This window comes from Streptomyces sp. NPDC024687 (genome assembly GCF_055559055.1).
The window spans coordinates 1-13,384 of sequence record NZ_JBVHLJ010000014.1; the positions used below are offsets into that span (position 1 = coordinate 1).

Consider the following 13,384-nt stretch of genomic DNA (forward strand, 5'->3'; position numbering starts at 1 on the left):
CCTCCCGCCCCACCCGTCACCCCGCCCAGCCCGCATGCCCCGCGCACACCTGCTACCTCTTCGGCACCGCAATCCCACATTGCAAGAATCGGCCTCTATCAAGGCAGTACAGGTGACAACGACCTCTTAGGGCCTGTTGCCGAAGGTGGGTAGTGAGATTCTGCTGGCTACGGAGCTGGGTGAGCTTCCGTTGTTGGGTGCGCTCCTGCTGCCCTGAGGACTTCGGCAGTGTCGGGGTGGGGGCCATGGTCCGCCCAGTCCAGCGGGGACCAGCCTGTGCCGTGGTCTTCGCGGAGGGTGGGATCGGCGCCATGCGCCAACAGTTCCCGGACCGTCGCGGTGTGTCCCCAGCAAGCAGCTGCACACAGCGGTGTGCCCTCCGAGCCGGTGCCGCTGCTTTGAGTGTCAGGGGAAGCCCCGGCCTCCATGAGCAAGCGGGCCACCTCGGCCTCTCCCTGCACCGATGCCAGGTACAGAGGAGTGGTGCCGTCGGGGTTCCTTCTCTCCGGACTTGCTCCACTGCGCAGCAGGGTCTTCGCGCTCATGGCGTCACCCGACAGGATTGCCTCGAAAAGGCGGTGGGAGAGCTTCTTCTGCTGCCGCTGCTTCATAGCCGTTGAGGCTAGCGATCATCGGTAGGTCAGAACCACTCATATCTATTCGTTGATCATTGCGATCAGCACAGTGGCCTCGTAGCGGACGGCGAGCTTGATGCCCCTATGGATGTCAAGCAGCTGATCCTGGCTTGTCCATATTCGGTCGGAGCGTGACGATCGCCTGGTAGATCTCGCGGGCGACGTAGCGTTTGAGGCAGCGTATGGCTTCGCGGTGTGTCCTGCCTTCGCAGACTCGGCGTTCGATGTAGGCGCGGGTGCGGGTATCCCAGCGCATCCGGGCCAGGACGATTGTGTAGAGGGCGGAGTTGGCCTGGCGGTCGCCGCCGCGGTTGAGTCTGCGGCGCTGGGTCTTGCCGGAGGAGGCTTCGACGGGGCGCGCGCCGCAGAGAGCGGCGAAGGACGCCTCGCTGCCCATCCGTTGCGGGTTGTCCCCGGCCGCTGTCAGCAACGCGGCAGCGGTGTCGGGGCCGACGCCGTGGACATCGAGGAGTTTGGGCGCGCAGACGCCGATGGCCGAAGTGATTTGCTTGGTGAGGTCGCTGATCTCGTCGGTGAGATGCAGGATGCGCCTGGCCAGGAGACGGAGCGTGTGTCGGGCGGCGGCCTCAGGGCCGGGTCCCCCGCTGAGGCTCAGCTCACTGCAGCCCCGGATGAGCTTGGGGTTGCTCAGGTCGGCCAGTGACTCACGCAGGGTCGGGTCTGCGGCAACCAGGATGGCCTTGAGCTGGTTGATGGCCTGCGAACAGGACTTGATCGCGGATGTCTTGGCCATTTTGAACAACCGGATGGTCTCCACCGGGCCGTTGGTGGTCTTGGCGGCGGCGGTGGCGCGGCCAGACAGAACGGCGTGAGCCGCTGCTGCAGCGTCGATCGCGTCGGTCTTGCCGCGTCGGCGGTGCGGCTCCGTAGGAGCCCGTGCACTCCACGCCGGCCCGCTGTAACTTCCCGAAGGAGCGGGCCCAGGACAGGAGTTGGCAGTATCCCTCCCTCGTGGTGGGGAACGTGCGACTGTCCAGCAGTGCTCCGGTACTGGTGACTACCGCGGCTGCGTGGATGTCCTTGTGGGTGTCCACCCCGAGAACCACTTCCGCGCTGAGGTCAGTCGTGTGGTGACGTGGGCGGGTGTGCTGGGTCATGCTGGTCACGGTCGACTGTCTCCTGACGTCTCGGGAACACCGGCCGACGCCGGGCCGAGTGTGACGGTCAGGACTGTGACGGTGCCTGTCGCGAAGGCCCCTATCGGGACACGCCCACCGGTCCGGCGGCAGCATGCGCCGCCTCAGGCAGTGGTCGGCAGATCAAACTCAAGGCGCCAAGGCCAGTCGTATCGCGTGGCCACGGCCCGATGGCGCTAGAGGGGATCGATGCCGCACTCGACGGCATGCCGCCCGCGGTAGTCGCTCTCGTCGAACTTCGGAGGCCGACCGCCTTGGGAGCTGAGCTTGCGGCGGTTGCGGACCCGCCCGCCGGAACCGGGATGGTCGCCTTGATACCGCGTCTACGCAGGTAGGCCCGGGTGCGGCGGGAGTCGTACGCCTTGTCGGCCCGCACCCGGCCCGGTCGCCTGCGAGGCCGTCCAGGGCCGAGTCGGGGCACCCGGATCGCGCCCAGGATTCACCGATTCGGGACGCAGCGCACGCTGAACCCCCGGCCAGCGTGCGGACCGGGGGCGCGCGGTGCAGGGTCAGGCGGGTACCGCGGAGGCTTCGGTCGGGGCGAGGCCGGAGTTTGCCTCGGCGACATCCGCAGTCCCCTCGAACAGGTAGGGGGCTTACTGATCGTTTCGAAGTGAGACGTGCCAGCCGGCACGCGAGCCTTGGTCACGTTTACCTGTGGAGGAAACGTGGGGCAGAGACGCTGGTTGTTGCTGTACAACGATCGCCATGAGCTGGGTGGCGAACGTGATGATCTCGGTTGACGTGGCCGACGGCGCAGGTGTGGAGGCGCTGAGTGAGTGGTTGCGGACGGATGCCCCCCGTCGTTCTCAACCGGAGGCCCATGGCGTCGGTTTCTTGCAGTCGCTCACCAGCCGCGAGACCCATCAATGGGGTGGATGGAAGCACCCCGAGTGCGAGGTGTGGGCGGGTGCTTTGAACCACGCCGATCTCGACGCCCTCAAGCAGCGTGTATTCGAGATGCCATGGCGGGAACCGAACCTCGTACAGCTCTTGGTGATGGATCAGGAGGAAGCGTTCTTCCGCGTGTGGATGATCCGAGGCGGCGAGCTGCGGCAGTTTGCGCCGCTGCAGCCGAACGAGGAGGACGAGGGCTTCTATCGAGGTTGATGAGCTGGGTCGGTGGTTCATGCCGAACTGCTCGTCGAACGTCATGGGGCGTTGCTCTTGTACTCGATGATCCAGGTCGACAAGGTGTCGGATGCGCCTACAGAAGTTTTCCCACGCAAGCCGGCGGAGTGGGCGGCGACCGGTGATGGCCCTGAGCCGATCGCCGCTCCGATTTCAACGAGGAGCCGTTTCAGCAGGTCATGGCCCTACGGCGTGTAGACCGCCGGCCTCGGTGCCGTGGCCATCCCGTTGCCGAGGTAGAAGCTCGGGTGCGGGGGTTGGTTGTAGGCCGTGTTCTGCCAGGCCAGGGCCGTGCGGTACATCGTGTCGTGGAGGAGGGTCGTGATCTTCGTCGTCGTTTCGTACGGCGTGGAGTAGATGCGGAGCGCCTTGTTGTCGGAGGTCGGCCAGACGACCTCCTCGCGCCAGTCGCCCAGGATGTCGCCGGACAGGGACGGGGTCGCCTTGGTGCTGTTGTTGGAGTGGACCGACGCTCCGGTCAGCAGGCGGGTGTCGGACGAGGTGCCGTACTTGTCGATGTGGGTGCCGTCGAGGAGTTCGCGGACAGTGTCGCCGTCCCACCAGGACAGGAAGTTCACCGAGGACGGCTCGCGGCCCTTCGTGGCGCCGGCCTCGTCGCGGATCGAGGAGTCGGAGGCCGACCAGACCTCGGCGCCGTCGTTGCCGGCCCAGATGTCACCGGCGACCCCTCGCCCGTTGTCGCAGCACGCCGCCAGTTTCCAGTTCACCGTGCCGTTCGCCGGGTTGATGTACAGCTCCGCCGGCTGGGAGGTCGACTCCGAGACCTTGAAGTACTCGAGACCCGCGTGGGAGGGGTCGAGGTCGCCGAGGTGCTGGGCGTCGCCGTGCCCGGTCTTCGTGGTCCACAGCCCGTTGCCGTTGTCGTCGACCGCCATCGCCCCGTAGACGATCTCGTCCTTGCCGTCGTTGTCGACGTCCCCGACGGACAGACTGTGCGAGCCCTGACCGTCGTATCCCTTGCCGCTGTTGGTCGAGGAGTTGGTGTCGAAGGTCCAGCGGCGGGTGAAGGCGCCGCCCCGCCAGTCCCAGGCGGCGATCACCGTGCGGGTGTAGTAGCCGCGGGCCGTGATCAGCGACGGCCGGGCGCCGTCCAGGTACGCCGTTCCCGCGAGGAAGCGGTCGACGCGGTTGCCGTACGAGTCGCCCCATGACGACACCGTGCCGCGGGCCGGGACGTAGTCGACGCTCTGCATCGCCTTGCCGGTCTGCCCGTTGAACATGGTCAGGTACTCGGGGCCGGACAGGACATAGCCGCTGGAGTTGCGGTAGTCGGCCGACGGGCTGCCGATCACCGCGCCCGTCCCGTCGACCGTGCCGTCCGCCGTCTTCATGGCGACCTCGGCCTTGCCGTCGCCGTCGTAGTCGTACGCCTGGAACTGCGTGTAGTGCGCGCCGGAACGGATGTTGCGGCCCAGGTCGATCCGCCACAGCCGGGTGCCGTCGAGCTTGACGCCGTCGAGGATCGTGTTGCCGGTGTAGCCGGACTGGGAGTTGTCCTTGGCGTTGGTCGGCTGCCACTTGAGGACGAAGTCCAGTGCCCCGTCACCGTCGAGGTCGGCCACCGAGGCGTCGTTGGCCTCATAGGTGTAGGCGACGCCGTCGGGGGTCGTGCCGCCGGACGGCGGGCTGATGGGAACGTCCTTGTAGCCGCTGCGGAGTTGGACCGCATGGACCGAGTCCGCCTGCTCGACTCCGCCAACGACCGCCCGGACGGTGTAGTCGGCCTCGGCGGGCGCGCCGGAGTGGAAGTAGTTCGTGGAGCCGGTGACCGGGGTCGAGTTGACCTTCGTACCCGCGCGGTAGACGTTGAAGGACACGTCGTTCGGGTCGGTGCCGAGCCAGCGCCAGCTGACCAGGTTGCCGCTGCTGGTGTGCACGCTGACGACGCCCCGGTCGAGCTTCTCGACCTGGCGGGCGGTGGCGGCCTCGGCCGTACCGGGCGACAACGCGGTCAGTCCGGCGGCCACGAGGGCTACGGCGGCGGTCGTCGCCGAGAGGAGGACCCGGCGTCTGCGGTGCGGGTGAGGACGCCGGTGGGGGTGCGGGTGCGGGTGCTGCACGGGGTGAACCTCCGAAGCTGTGGGGACGGACGGGTTCCACCCCTCAGTCGCCGCACGGGGAAGCCGAGTTGCCGTATCTTTCGGCCAGTTCGGCGACCGTTCGCGCCATCCGTTCGCGCAGCTCGGGGGGTTCCAGCACCTCGATGTCGGCGCCCAGGCGCAGGAATTCGCCATGGGCGTGCTCGACGGACTCGATGGGGACCCGGGCGAGGGTCCGACCTGCGGGATCGGTACGGACATGGGCCGCCCTCGGCAGCCGCACGCCCGGCGCCAGCCGCACGAGCGCCTCGCTCCGGTACAGCCGGTCGTGGAAGTCCCGCTGGTACGCCGTCCACCAGGCAGCCAGGTCGAAGCCCTCGGGACGGCTGAACTCCTCTTCCGTGGAGGTCAGTTCGAGGATCTGGTCCACGCGGAAGGTGCGTGGTCCCGGCCCCGCGACGACGTACCAGCGGCCCGCCTTCGCCACCAGCCCGTATGGCTCCAACCGCCGCTCCACATCGGTCGGTTCGGCCCAGCGGCGGTACCGGACACGGAGCACCCGGCTGCTCCACACCGCCTCCGCCACCGCCGGGAGGAACGGTGTCTGTTCGGCCTCCGCGTACCACCCGGGCGTATCGAGGTGGAAGCGTCCGCTGATCCGGTCGGCGTGGGCCCGCAGTTCCGCCGGCAGCGCGGCCCGCACCTTCAGCTGGGCGGCGGCGAGGACGGGCCCCAGGCCCAGCTCGGCGGCGGGACCGGGCGCTCCGGCCAGGAAGAGGGCCTCGGCCTCCTCCGCGGTGAGGCCGGTCAGCCGGGTGCGGTAACCGTCGAGCAGGCGGTAGCCGCCGGCGTGGCCCGCGTCGCCGTACAGCGGGACGCCGGCCGCGCTCAGCGCCTCGACGTCCCGGTAGACCGTGCGCACGGACACCTCCAGCTCGTCGGCGAGCTGGGCGGCGGTCATCCGGCCCCGGGTCTGGAGCAGCAGGAGGATCGAGACGAGTCGGCCGGCCTTCACTGACACAGGATGTCAGTGAAGCGGGCCTAGCGTCCTGCCCATGGCTTTCACCGAGAAACTGCTGACCGTGCCGCCGCCGATCGAGGTCGCCGGGCGGCACGTCAAGCGCTACCACGTCACCGCCGACCCGGCCGGCATCGCGCCCGAGGTCGAGAAGGCGGCGTACGAGATCCTCCCGGAGCTGCTGCCGGAGCCGGACGGCACTCCGCCCGCGACCTTCGTCGTGCTGCACCGGGGCGCGGACACCGGCGCCTACCTCAACGCCTACAGCTGGGTGTGGGACAACGTGCTCCACTTCCGTGGCGCCGCCGCCGGACAGCCCGCGCTCCGCTGCCCTGACCTCGACCCCACGCACTTCGTCAAGCCGGACCTGCCCTGGATCGGCTGCGTCTGGGAGCTCCCGCCGATCGCGCACGAACGGGACGCCTGGGTACGGCACCTGCTCGCGTCCGAAGTCCCGGACCTGAAGGCCTACTTGGCGGATTCGCTGCCCGAGGGAACCACGGGGGACCGCTCATGAGCAGCCCCCACGACTTCGACTTCCTCCACGGCGAATGGGAGGTCGTCAACCGCCGCCGCACCGACTTCCTGGATCCGGACGGCGGTTGGGAGGAGTTCCGGGCCACCAGCCACTGCTGGCCGCTGTTCGACGGGGCCGCGAACATCGACGAGATCGACATGCCGCACCTGGAAGCCAAGGGCGCGACCCTGCGGCTCTTCGACCGGGCGACCGGGCAGTGGTCGCTGAACTGGGCCGCGAGCCGCAGCGGGACGCTGTTCCCGCCGGTCGTCGGGCGGTTCGAGGCCGGTCGCGGCGAGTTCTACGGCGACGACGCGTACGACGGGAAGGACGTGCGGGTGCGGTTCGTGTGGGCGGACGTCTCGGTGCGAGGGGCCCGCTGGGAGCAGGCGTTCTCCGTGGACGGCGGGGAGAGGTGGGTGACCAACTGGACCATGGACTTCAGCCGGCCTTCCGGAGCGCCGGGAGGCTGAACACCGGTTCGGGACACGGGAGTTCCTGCTCCGGGAGCGCCTCCCGTCGCTCGGCGAACCGCTGCGTGAGCGGATCGCCGGGCGGCAGCCGGGTGAACCAGCCGCCGCACGTCGCCAGCGGCGCGGCTGGGACTGCGCCCCTGACCACGGCCCGGGAAGCGGGCCCGGCCGGCCGGATGCAGGAGGTGGGCGGCGTACGACTCGACGAGCGGCGCCGCGTCCGGGGCCGGGCGGCAGCCTTGTCGGCGGTGGTGACGTACACCCCGCCGAGCCTGGGCACCCGGGCGCACTCGGCGACCCCGGCCCCCACGTCCTCGGGCCGGCCGAGGAGGTGCAGCAGTCACACGCCGGTGACGGCGTCGAACACCCCGTCGGCGAACGGCAGCGCACGGCCGTCGGCGATCACGACCGCGCCGGGCAGCCGCACGGCGGCCGTCCGGGCCATGCCGTACCTCAGGTCGGCGCCCGTCCCCCGGTTCGCGGGCCGGGCGGCGGCGAGCCTGCGGGTGACGATCCCGGTGCCGCAGGCCACGTCGAGGAGCCGGCGGGTGTCCGCGGGGATCAGACAGCGCACGGCTGCCGCGGCCGCGGCAGCCCTTGGCTCGCCGCCGCGCACGGCGTCGTAAGCGTCGGCCCCTCGTCGCGGTCGAGCACCGGCTCACTGGGCTCCGTGTCCGGCGGCGAGCGCCTCCACCCGTTGTGCGAGCTCGAAGTCCTTCTCCGTGAGGGCGCCGCCCGCGCTGTGCGTGTGCACGGACAGTGCGACCGTGTTGTAGCCGAGGGTGAGGTCGGAGTGGTGGTCGAGCTCCTCCTGGACCTGGGCGATGTGCACGACCATCGCCGTGGCGGCGAAGTGGGTGCCAAGGCGGTACGAGCGGGTGAGACGGCCGTCGTCGACGGACCAGCCCGGCAGTTCCGCGAGCCGGTCCTCGATCTCCTTCTGCGACAGCGGTTCGACGGGCATGGCCTCGCTCCTTCCTGGGGGTCGGGGGTGTTCTCAGCGTCCCACAGTTGTACCGCTGAGGCCCTGGTCAGGAGGGTTCAGGCGGCCGGACGGGGGACATCTTCGGCCGTGTACGCCCGCCCCCTCGACTACGGTCGTACATATGACCACTGCCCACTCCGCCACAGCCACCCCTCCCGGCCAGGGCGTGGGTCCCCTCCTGCGTGCCTGGCGAGAGCAACGGCGGGTCAGTCAGCTGGAGTTGGCGCTGCGGGCGGACTCCAGTGCCCGGCACATCAGCTTCGTCGAGACGGGACGCTCCCGCCCGAGCGAGGAGTTGGTGCTGCGGCTCGCCGAGCATCTGGAGGTGCCGGTGCGGGAGCGCAACGCGCTGCTGCTCGCGGCCGGTTACGCCCCGCGCTTCCCGGAGACCCCGCTGGACGATCCGGCCCTGGACGCCGTGCGGGAGGGGATCGAGCGGCTGATCCAGGGCTACGAGCCCTATCCGGCCCTGGTGTTCGACGCCGCGTATCACGTCGTGGCCGCGAACCGGGGGATCATGATGCTTCTGGACGGCATCCCGGAGTCCCTGCTGCGGCCCCCGCTCAACACGATGCGGCTCACCCTGCACCCGCAGGGCCTCGCCCCGCGCATCCGCAACCTGCGGGAGTGGCGCGGCCATCTGCTGGAACAGATGCGGCGGCAGATCGCCCTGCGCCGCTCCGAACGGCTGCGGGAACTGTACGAGGAAGTCGCGGCCTACCCGGTGCCGGGTCCGGAGGAGTCCGACGACGACCGACCGGCCGGGCAGGTCCCCTACTTCGCGCTGCCGATGCGGATCGAGCACGAGGGGCGGACGCTGTCGTTCATCTCGTCCACGTCCACGTTCAACACCCCCATGGACGTGACCGTCGCCGAACTGGCCATCGAGACGTTCCTGCCGGCCGACCCGGCGACGGCCAAGTACCTTCACTCGCGGTCTTGACCGGTGAGACCGGCGCCGGGCATGGCACACTGCACGCAAGCTTCGACGCGTAGGGGAGGCGTGGCGTGAGTGAGCGGCGACCTGCGCCGACCGTGGGCCAGGTGGTGCTCGGCAGACAGCTGCAGGAATTGCGGGAGGCGGCCGGCCTCAAGCGTGAGGAGGCCGCGCAGGTACTGCGGGTGGCCCCGGCGACCGTACGGCGGATGGAAATGGCCGAGGTTGCCCTGAAGATCCCGTATGTCCAGGTGCTGCTCGAGACGTACGGGGTGCCCGAGGAGCGGGTCGGGGCCTTCGTCCAGCTGGCCGAGGAGGCCAACAAGCCGGGCTGGTGGCAGCGGTTCCACGACGTGCTGCCCGAGTGGTTCAGCCTGTACGTGAGCCTGGAGGGCGCGGCCGGCATCATCCGCTCCTACGAGCCGCACTTCGTGCCGGGACTGCTCCAGACCGAGGACTACGCGCGGGCCGTCATGGAGGCCGGGACGATCGGCCACGCGGGTCCTGAGTCGCTGGAGCGGCACGTGTCGCTCCGCATGGCCCGGCAGGAACTGCTGGAGCGCCCGAACGCACCCCATCTGTGGGTGATCATGGACGAGACGGTGCTGCGCCGCCCGGTGAGCATCCGCTCCCAGGTGATGCGCGAACAGCTGGACAAGCTGCTGGAGTTCGCCGAGCGCGACCGGATCACGCTCCAGGTGTGCGAGTTCGAGGAGGGCCCGCACCCGGGGACGTACGCGCCCTTCTCGCTGTTCCGCTTCACCGAGCCGGAGCTTCCCGACCTGGTCTTCACCGAGTACCTGACGGGCGCGCTGTATCTCGACTCCCGCCAGGAGGTCGCCACGCACCTGGAGGTGCTGGACCACATGTCGGCGCGGGCCGCGTCGGCCGAGCGCACCAAGAAGCTGCTGCGGGAGCGCCGCGAGGACTTCTGAGCGGGCGTCACCGCACCACACGTCCCACAACACGTCTCACCACAGGGGAGAAGACACCGCATGACCGGATCCGACGCCGCAGCCCCCGCCATAGACACCAGTCGGCCGCACCCGGCCCGGGTGTACGACTGGTGGCTGGGCGGCAAGGACAACTACCCGGTGGACGAGGAACTGGCCCGCCGGATCCTCGCCGTGGACGGCACGGTGATGCGCGGGGCGCGCGCCAACCGCCGTTTCATGCAGCGGGCGGTGCGGACGGCCGCCGAGGCCGGGATCCGCCAGTTCCTCGACATCGGCACCGGCATTCCCACCGAGCCCAACCTGCACCAGGTGGCGCAGGAGGTCGCCCCGGAGTCGAAGGTCGTGTACGCGGACAACGACCCGATCGTCCTCAGGCACGCCCAGGCCCTCCTGCACAGCAGTCCCGAGGGCGCCACGAACTACGTCCACGCCGACGTCCGCGCCCCGGACACCATCCTGCGCCTGGCCGCCGAGACCGTGGACTTCTCGCAGCCGGTCGCGCTGTCCCTGGTGGCGCTCACCCACTACCTGAGCGACGACGCGTACGGCCTGCTCGAGCGGTATGTCGCCGAGCTCGCTCCGGGCAGTTACGTGATCCTGTCGCAGGTCACACCCGATCTGAGCCCCGAGGCCATCGAGAAGGCCGCCGAGCAGTTCCGGCGCAGCGGCACCCCCTTCTTCCCCCGTTCGCTCGCCGAGTTCTCCCGCTTCTTCGCCGGCCTGGAGCTGCTCGGCCCCGGAGTGATCCCGGTGTCGGGCTGGCGTCCGGGCCCGGAGGACGTGGCTGCGCAGGCGGAGGGCATCGTGCCGGTGTACGCGGGGGTCGCGCGCAAGGTCTGACCCCGTACGGCGCTACTCCTTCCGGTCCTTCTCGTCGTCCACGATCTCCGCGTCGACCACGCCCTCCTCCTCGTGCTGCGGGGAGGCCGGTTCGTCCGGCGGGGACTGCTGCTGGGCCTGGGCGTACATCTCCTGGCCCATCTTCTGGCTGACCGAGGCGAGTTTCTCGACGCCGCCCCGGAGGGTGTCGGTGTCGGCGTTCTCCTCCAGGAACCGTTTCAGTTCGGAGACCGCCGACTCGACGTCCGTCTTCGTGGCGGCGGAGATCTTGTCGTCGTTCTCGCGGACGAACTTCTCGGTCTGGTAGACGAGTTGCTCCGCCTGGTTGCGGGTCTCGGCGGCCTCGCGGCGGTTGCGGTCCTCCTCGGCGTACTGCTCGGCCTCCCGCATCATGCGGTCGATGTCGTCCTTGGGGAGCGCCGATCCGCCCGTCACCGTCATCTTCTGTTCGCGTCCGGTCGCGAGGTCCTTCGCCGAGACGTGCATGATCCCGTTCGCGTCGATGTCGAACGCGACCTCGATCTGGGGAACGCCGCGCGGGGCCGGCGGCAGACCCGTGAGGTCGAAGACGCCGAGCTTCTTGTTGTACGCGGCGATCTCGCGTTCGCCCTGGTACACCTGGATGCCCACCGAGGGCTGGTTGTCGGTGGCCGTGGTGAAGATCTCCGAACGGCGGGTGGGGATCGTGGTGTTGCGCTCGATGAGCTTGGTCATGATGCCGCCCTTGGTCTCGATCCCCAGGGACAACGGCGTCACGTCGAGCAGCAGCACGTCCTTCACGTCGCCGCGGATGACACCCGCCTGCAGCGCCGCCCCGACCGCCACGACCTCGTCGGGGTTGACCCCCTTGTGCGGGTCCTTGCCCGTGAGCTCCTTGACCAGGTCGGTCACCGCGGGCATCCGGGTCGAGCCGCCGACGAGGATGACGTGGTCGACCGCGGAGAGCTTGATGCCGGCGTCCTTGACCGCCTGGTGGAAGGGGGTCTTGCAGCGGTCGAGCAGATCCGCGGTGAGCTCCTGGAACTGCGCGCGGGTCAGCTTCTCGTCGAGGTGCAGGGGGCCCTCGGCGGAGGCGGTGATGTAGGGCAGGTTGATGGTGGTCTCGGAGGACGAGGACAGCTCGATCTTGGCCTTCTCGGCGCCCTCGCGCAGCCGCTGCAGCGCCATCTTGTCGTTGCCGAGGTCGACCCCGTACTGCCCCTTGAAGCGTTTGACCAGGTGCTCCACGATCCGGTGGTCCCAGTCGTCACCACCGAGATGCGTGTCGCCGTTGGTGGCCTTGACCTCGATGACCCCGTCGCCGATCTCCAGCAGGGACACGTCGAAGGTGCCGCCGCCGAGGTCGAAGACCAGGACCGTCTGCTCCTCGCCCCGGTCCAGGCCGTACGCCAGGGCCGCCGCCGTGGGCTCGTTGATGATCCTGAGCACGTTGAGGCCGGCGATCTCCCCGGCCTCCTTGGTGGCCTGCCGCTGGGTGTCGTCGAAGTACGCCGGCACCGTGATCACGGCGTCGGTGACGTCCTCGCCGAGATAGGACTCGGCGTCCCGCTTCAGCTTCTGCAGGACCCGCGCCGACAGCTCCTGCGCCCGGTACCGGGTGCCGTCGATGGAGCCCTGGTCCGGGAAGCGCCAGCCTGTGTCGCCCATGTGCCGTTTCACGGAGCGCGCGGTGCGCTCGACGTTGGTCACGGCCTGCCGCTTGGCGACCTCGCCCACCAGCACCTCGCCGTTCTTGGCCAAGGCCACGACCGAGGGTGTGGTCCTGGCTCCCTCCGCGTTGGCGACCACCGAGGGTTCACCGCCTTCCAGCAGGGCCACCACCGAGTTCGTGGTACCGAGATCGATCCCGACCGCACGTCCCATCGCTGTCCCCTTCCGCCAGGGATGTCCACCAGGGAATTGCACCACCTGCTCAGTGTGACGTGTACCCCGGCGAACGCTCCTCGTGCCGTTCCCCGCGCAGCGCGACGGCCCGGCGCGGCCGGTCGGTGATCAGGACGTCGACGCGCGGATGATCGAGGAACGCCCGCATGACGGTGTCGTCGTTGACCGTCCAGACCATGGTGAACAGGTCGTGCCGGGCCGCCTGGCGGAGCACGCTGGCGCGGGCCAGCCGCTGGTGCACGGCCACCCCGCTCGCGCCGCAGGCGCGCACCCGGCGCATCGGCAGGAGCTCGCTGAGCCGGGTGCCGACGAGGCGGGACCGGGCGATGTCCCTGCGGTCGCGGCCCAGGGACAGCGCGGTGCGCACCCGGGGGAAGGCCCGTGCGATGGCCGCTACGGAACGGTCCTCCAGAGTCGTGGCGACGAAGCCGTCCGTGCCGAGCAGGGCGACCGCCCGGTCGATCAGCTCGCGCTCGTAACCGCTCTCCTTCAGGTCCAGGTGGCCGACCAGCTTCCCCGCGATCAGCGACATCACCTCGTCGACGACCGGCACGGGATATCCGGCCCGTTCGCTCAGCTCGGCGTGGGTGATCTCGCTGAGGAGCGGACCGGTGCGCCCCGCCCGGGCGTCGTGGTGGACGACGAGGACCCCGTCCGCCGTACGCCGGATGTCGAACTCGACGCACTCCGCCCCGGACCGGATCGCGTCCTCGTATGCCTCCCAGGTCGCGGCGCCGGCACGCTCGGTTCCGCCCCGGTGGGCGGAGATGGCGGGACGTCGTGGCATACGG

Annotated in this window: 12 protein-coding genes and 2 pseudogenes; 6 read left to right on the plus strand and 8 right to left on the minus strand. The window is 69.7% G+C overall.

The genetic code is table 11. From position 1 onward, the window contains the following. Nucleotides 1–167 precede the first annotated feature (167 nt). Nucleotides 168–611, minus strand: coding sequence for an ankyrin repeat domain-containing protein (locus tag ACZ39I_RS37580; RefSeq protein WP_467249648.1), 444 nt, complete (start codon nt 609–611; stop codon nt 168–170). Nucleotides 612–726: 115 nt separating this feature from the next. Then, nucleotides 727–1,753, minus strand: a pseudogene (locus tag ACZ39I_RS37585) (transposase). A gap of 747 nt (nt 1,754–2,500) precedes the next feature. Between ACZ39I_RS37585 and ACZ39I_RS37590 the strand changes: the two are divergent. Then, nucleotides 2,501–2,902 (plus strand): squamosa promoter-binding protein 15, encoded by a 402-nt coding sequence (locus ACZ39I_RS37590; protein WP_467249650.1) that lies wholly within the window; start codon nt 2,501–2,503, stop codon nt 2,900–2,902. 206 nt (nt 2,903–3,108) lie between these two features. On the opposite strand, the gene ACZ39I_RS37595 is transcribed toward ACZ39I_RS37590, so the two are convergent. Both ACZ39I_RS37595 and ACZ39I_RS37600 read right to left on the minus strand, forming a co-directional pair. Next, entirely contained in the window at nt 3,109–5,004 is a 1,896-nt protein-coding gene (locus tag ACZ39I_RS37595) for a rhamnogalacturonan lyase (protein ID WP_467249652.1), read from the minus strand. A 43-nt stretch (nt 5,005–5,047) separates the two neighbouring features. Further along, nucleotides 5,048–5,998, minus strand: coding sequence for a helix-turn-helix transcriptional regulator (locus ACZ39I_RS37600; RefSeq protein WP_467249654.1), 951 nt, complete (start codon nt 5,996–5,998; stop codon nt 5,048–5,050). Between the two features lie 40 nt (nt 5,999–6,038). On the opposite strand from ACZ39I_RS37600, the gene ACZ39I_RS37605 reads away from it, so the two are divergent. Together ACZ39I_RS37605 and ACZ39I_RS37610 are read left to right on the plus strand one after the other, a co-directional pair. Then, on the plus strand, nt 6,039–6,518 hold the full coding sequence (locus tag ACZ39I_RS37605; protein WP_467249656.1) for a hypothetical protein: 480 nt from the start codon (nt 6,039–6,041) through the stop codon (nt 6,516–6,518). Continuing rightward, nucleotides 6,515–6,991, plus strand: coding sequence for a hypothetical protein (locus tag ACZ39I_RS37610; RefSeq protein WP_467249658.1), 477 nt, complete (start codon nt 6,515–6,517; stop codon nt 6,989–6,991). The genes ACZ39I_RS37605 and ACZ39I_RS37610 overlap by 4 nt, the downstream gene beginning before the upstream one ends. On the opposite strand, the pseudogene ACZ39I_RS37615 reads toward ACZ39I_RS37610, so the two are convergent. Further along, nucleotides 6,960–7,607: pseudogene (locus ACZ39I_RS37615) on the minus strand (class I SAM-dependent methyltransferase). The gene ACZ39I_RS37610 and the pseudogene ACZ39I_RS37615 overlap by 32 nt on opposite strands. Nucleotides 7,608–7,649: 42 nt before the next feature. Continuing rightward, nucleotides 7,650–7,955: a 4a-hydroxytetrahydrobiopterin dehydratase gene (locus ACZ39I_RS37620; RefSeq protein ID WP_467249660.1), complete on the minus strand. Its 306-nt coding sequence runs from the start codon at nt 7,953–7,955 to the stop codon at nt 7,650–7,652. Between the two features lie 142 nt (nt 7,956–8,097). On the opposite strand from ACZ39I_RS37620, the gene ACZ39I_RS37625 reads away from it, so the two are divergent. The 3 genes from ACZ39I_RS37625 to ACZ39I_RS37635 all read left to right on the plus strand — a co-directional run bounded on the left by ACZ39I_RS37625 (nt 8,098) and on the right by ACZ39I_RS37635 (nt 10,709). Then, nucleotides 8,098–8,919, plus strand: coding sequence for a helix-turn-helix domain-containing protein (locus ACZ39I_RS37625; protein WP_467249662.1), 822 nt, complete (start codon nt 8,098–8,100; stop codon nt 8,917–8,919). A 65-nt stretch (nt 8,920–8,984) separates the two neighbouring features. Next, entirely contained in the window at nt 8,985–9,848 is an 864-nt protein-coding gene (locus tag ACZ39I_RS37630; protein WP_467249663.1) for a helix-turn-helix domain-containing protein, read from the plus strand. Between the two features lie 60 nt (nt 9,849–9,908). Beyond that, complete coding sequence (locus ACZ39I_RS37635) at nt 9,909–10,709, plus strand: SAM-dependent methyltransferase (protein ID WP_467249665.1); 801 nt, start codon at nt 9,909–9,911, stop codon at nt 10,707–10,709. A 12-nt stretch (nt 10,710–10,721) separates the two neighbouring features. Here ACZ39I_RS37635 and dnaK read toward each other — a convergent pair whose 3' ends face one another. Next, nucleotides 10,722–12,572 (minus strand): molecular chaperone DnaK, encoded by a 1,851-nt coding sequence (gene dnaK / locus ACZ39I_RS37640; protein WP_467249667.1) that lies wholly within the window; start codon nt 12,570–12,572, stop codon nt 10,722–10,724. A 49-nt stretch (nt 12,573–12,621) separates the two neighbouring features. Beyond that, nucleotides 12,622–13,380, minus strand: coding sequence for a glycerophosphodiester phosphodiesterase family protein (locus ACZ39I_RS37645; protein WP_467249669.1), 759 nt, complete (start codon nt 13,378–13,380; stop codon nt 12,622–12,624). Nucleotides 13,381–13,384: the final 4 nt, after the last annotated feature.

Bases quoted from the DNA above. Each gene is read 5' to 3' on its own strand.
- ACZ39I_RS37590 (WP_467249650.1), top strand. From the start codon at position 2,501: ATGAGCTGGGTGGCGAACGTGATGATCTCGGTTGACGTGGCCGACGGC.
- ACZ39I_RS37635 (WP_467249665.1), top strand. From the start codon at position 9,909: ATGACCGGATCCGACGCCGCAGCCCCCGCCATAGACACCAGTCGGCCG.
- ACZ39I_RS37625 (WP_467249662.1), top strand. From the start codon at position 8,098: ATGACCACTGCCCACTCCGCCACAGCCACCCCTCCCGGCCAGGGCGTG.
- ACZ39I_RS37645 (WP_467249669.1), bottom strand. From the start codon at position 13,380: ATGCCACGACGTCCCGCCATCTCCGCCCACCGGGGCGGAACCGAGCGT.
- ACZ39I_RS37605 (WP_467249656.1), top strand. From the start codon at position 6,039: ATGGCTTTCACCGAGAAACTGCTGACCGTGCCGCCGCCGATCGAGGTC.
- ACZ39I_RS37620 (WP_467249660.1), bottom strand. From the start codon at position 7,955: ATGCCCGTCGAACCGCTGTCGCAGAAGGAGATCGAGGACCGGCTCGCG.
- dnaK (WP_467249667.1), bottom strand. From the start codon at position 12,572: ATGGGACGTGCGGTCGGGATCGATCTCGGTACCACGAACTCGGTGGTG.
- ACZ39I_RS37580 (WP_467249648.1), bottom strand. From the start codon at position 611: ATGAAGCAGCGGCAGCAGAAGAAGCTCTCCCACCGCCTTTTCGAGGCA.
- ACZ39I_RS37610 (WP_467249658.1), top strand. From the start codon at position 6,515: ATGAGCAGCCCCCACGACTTCGACTTCCTCCACGGCGAATGGGAGGTC.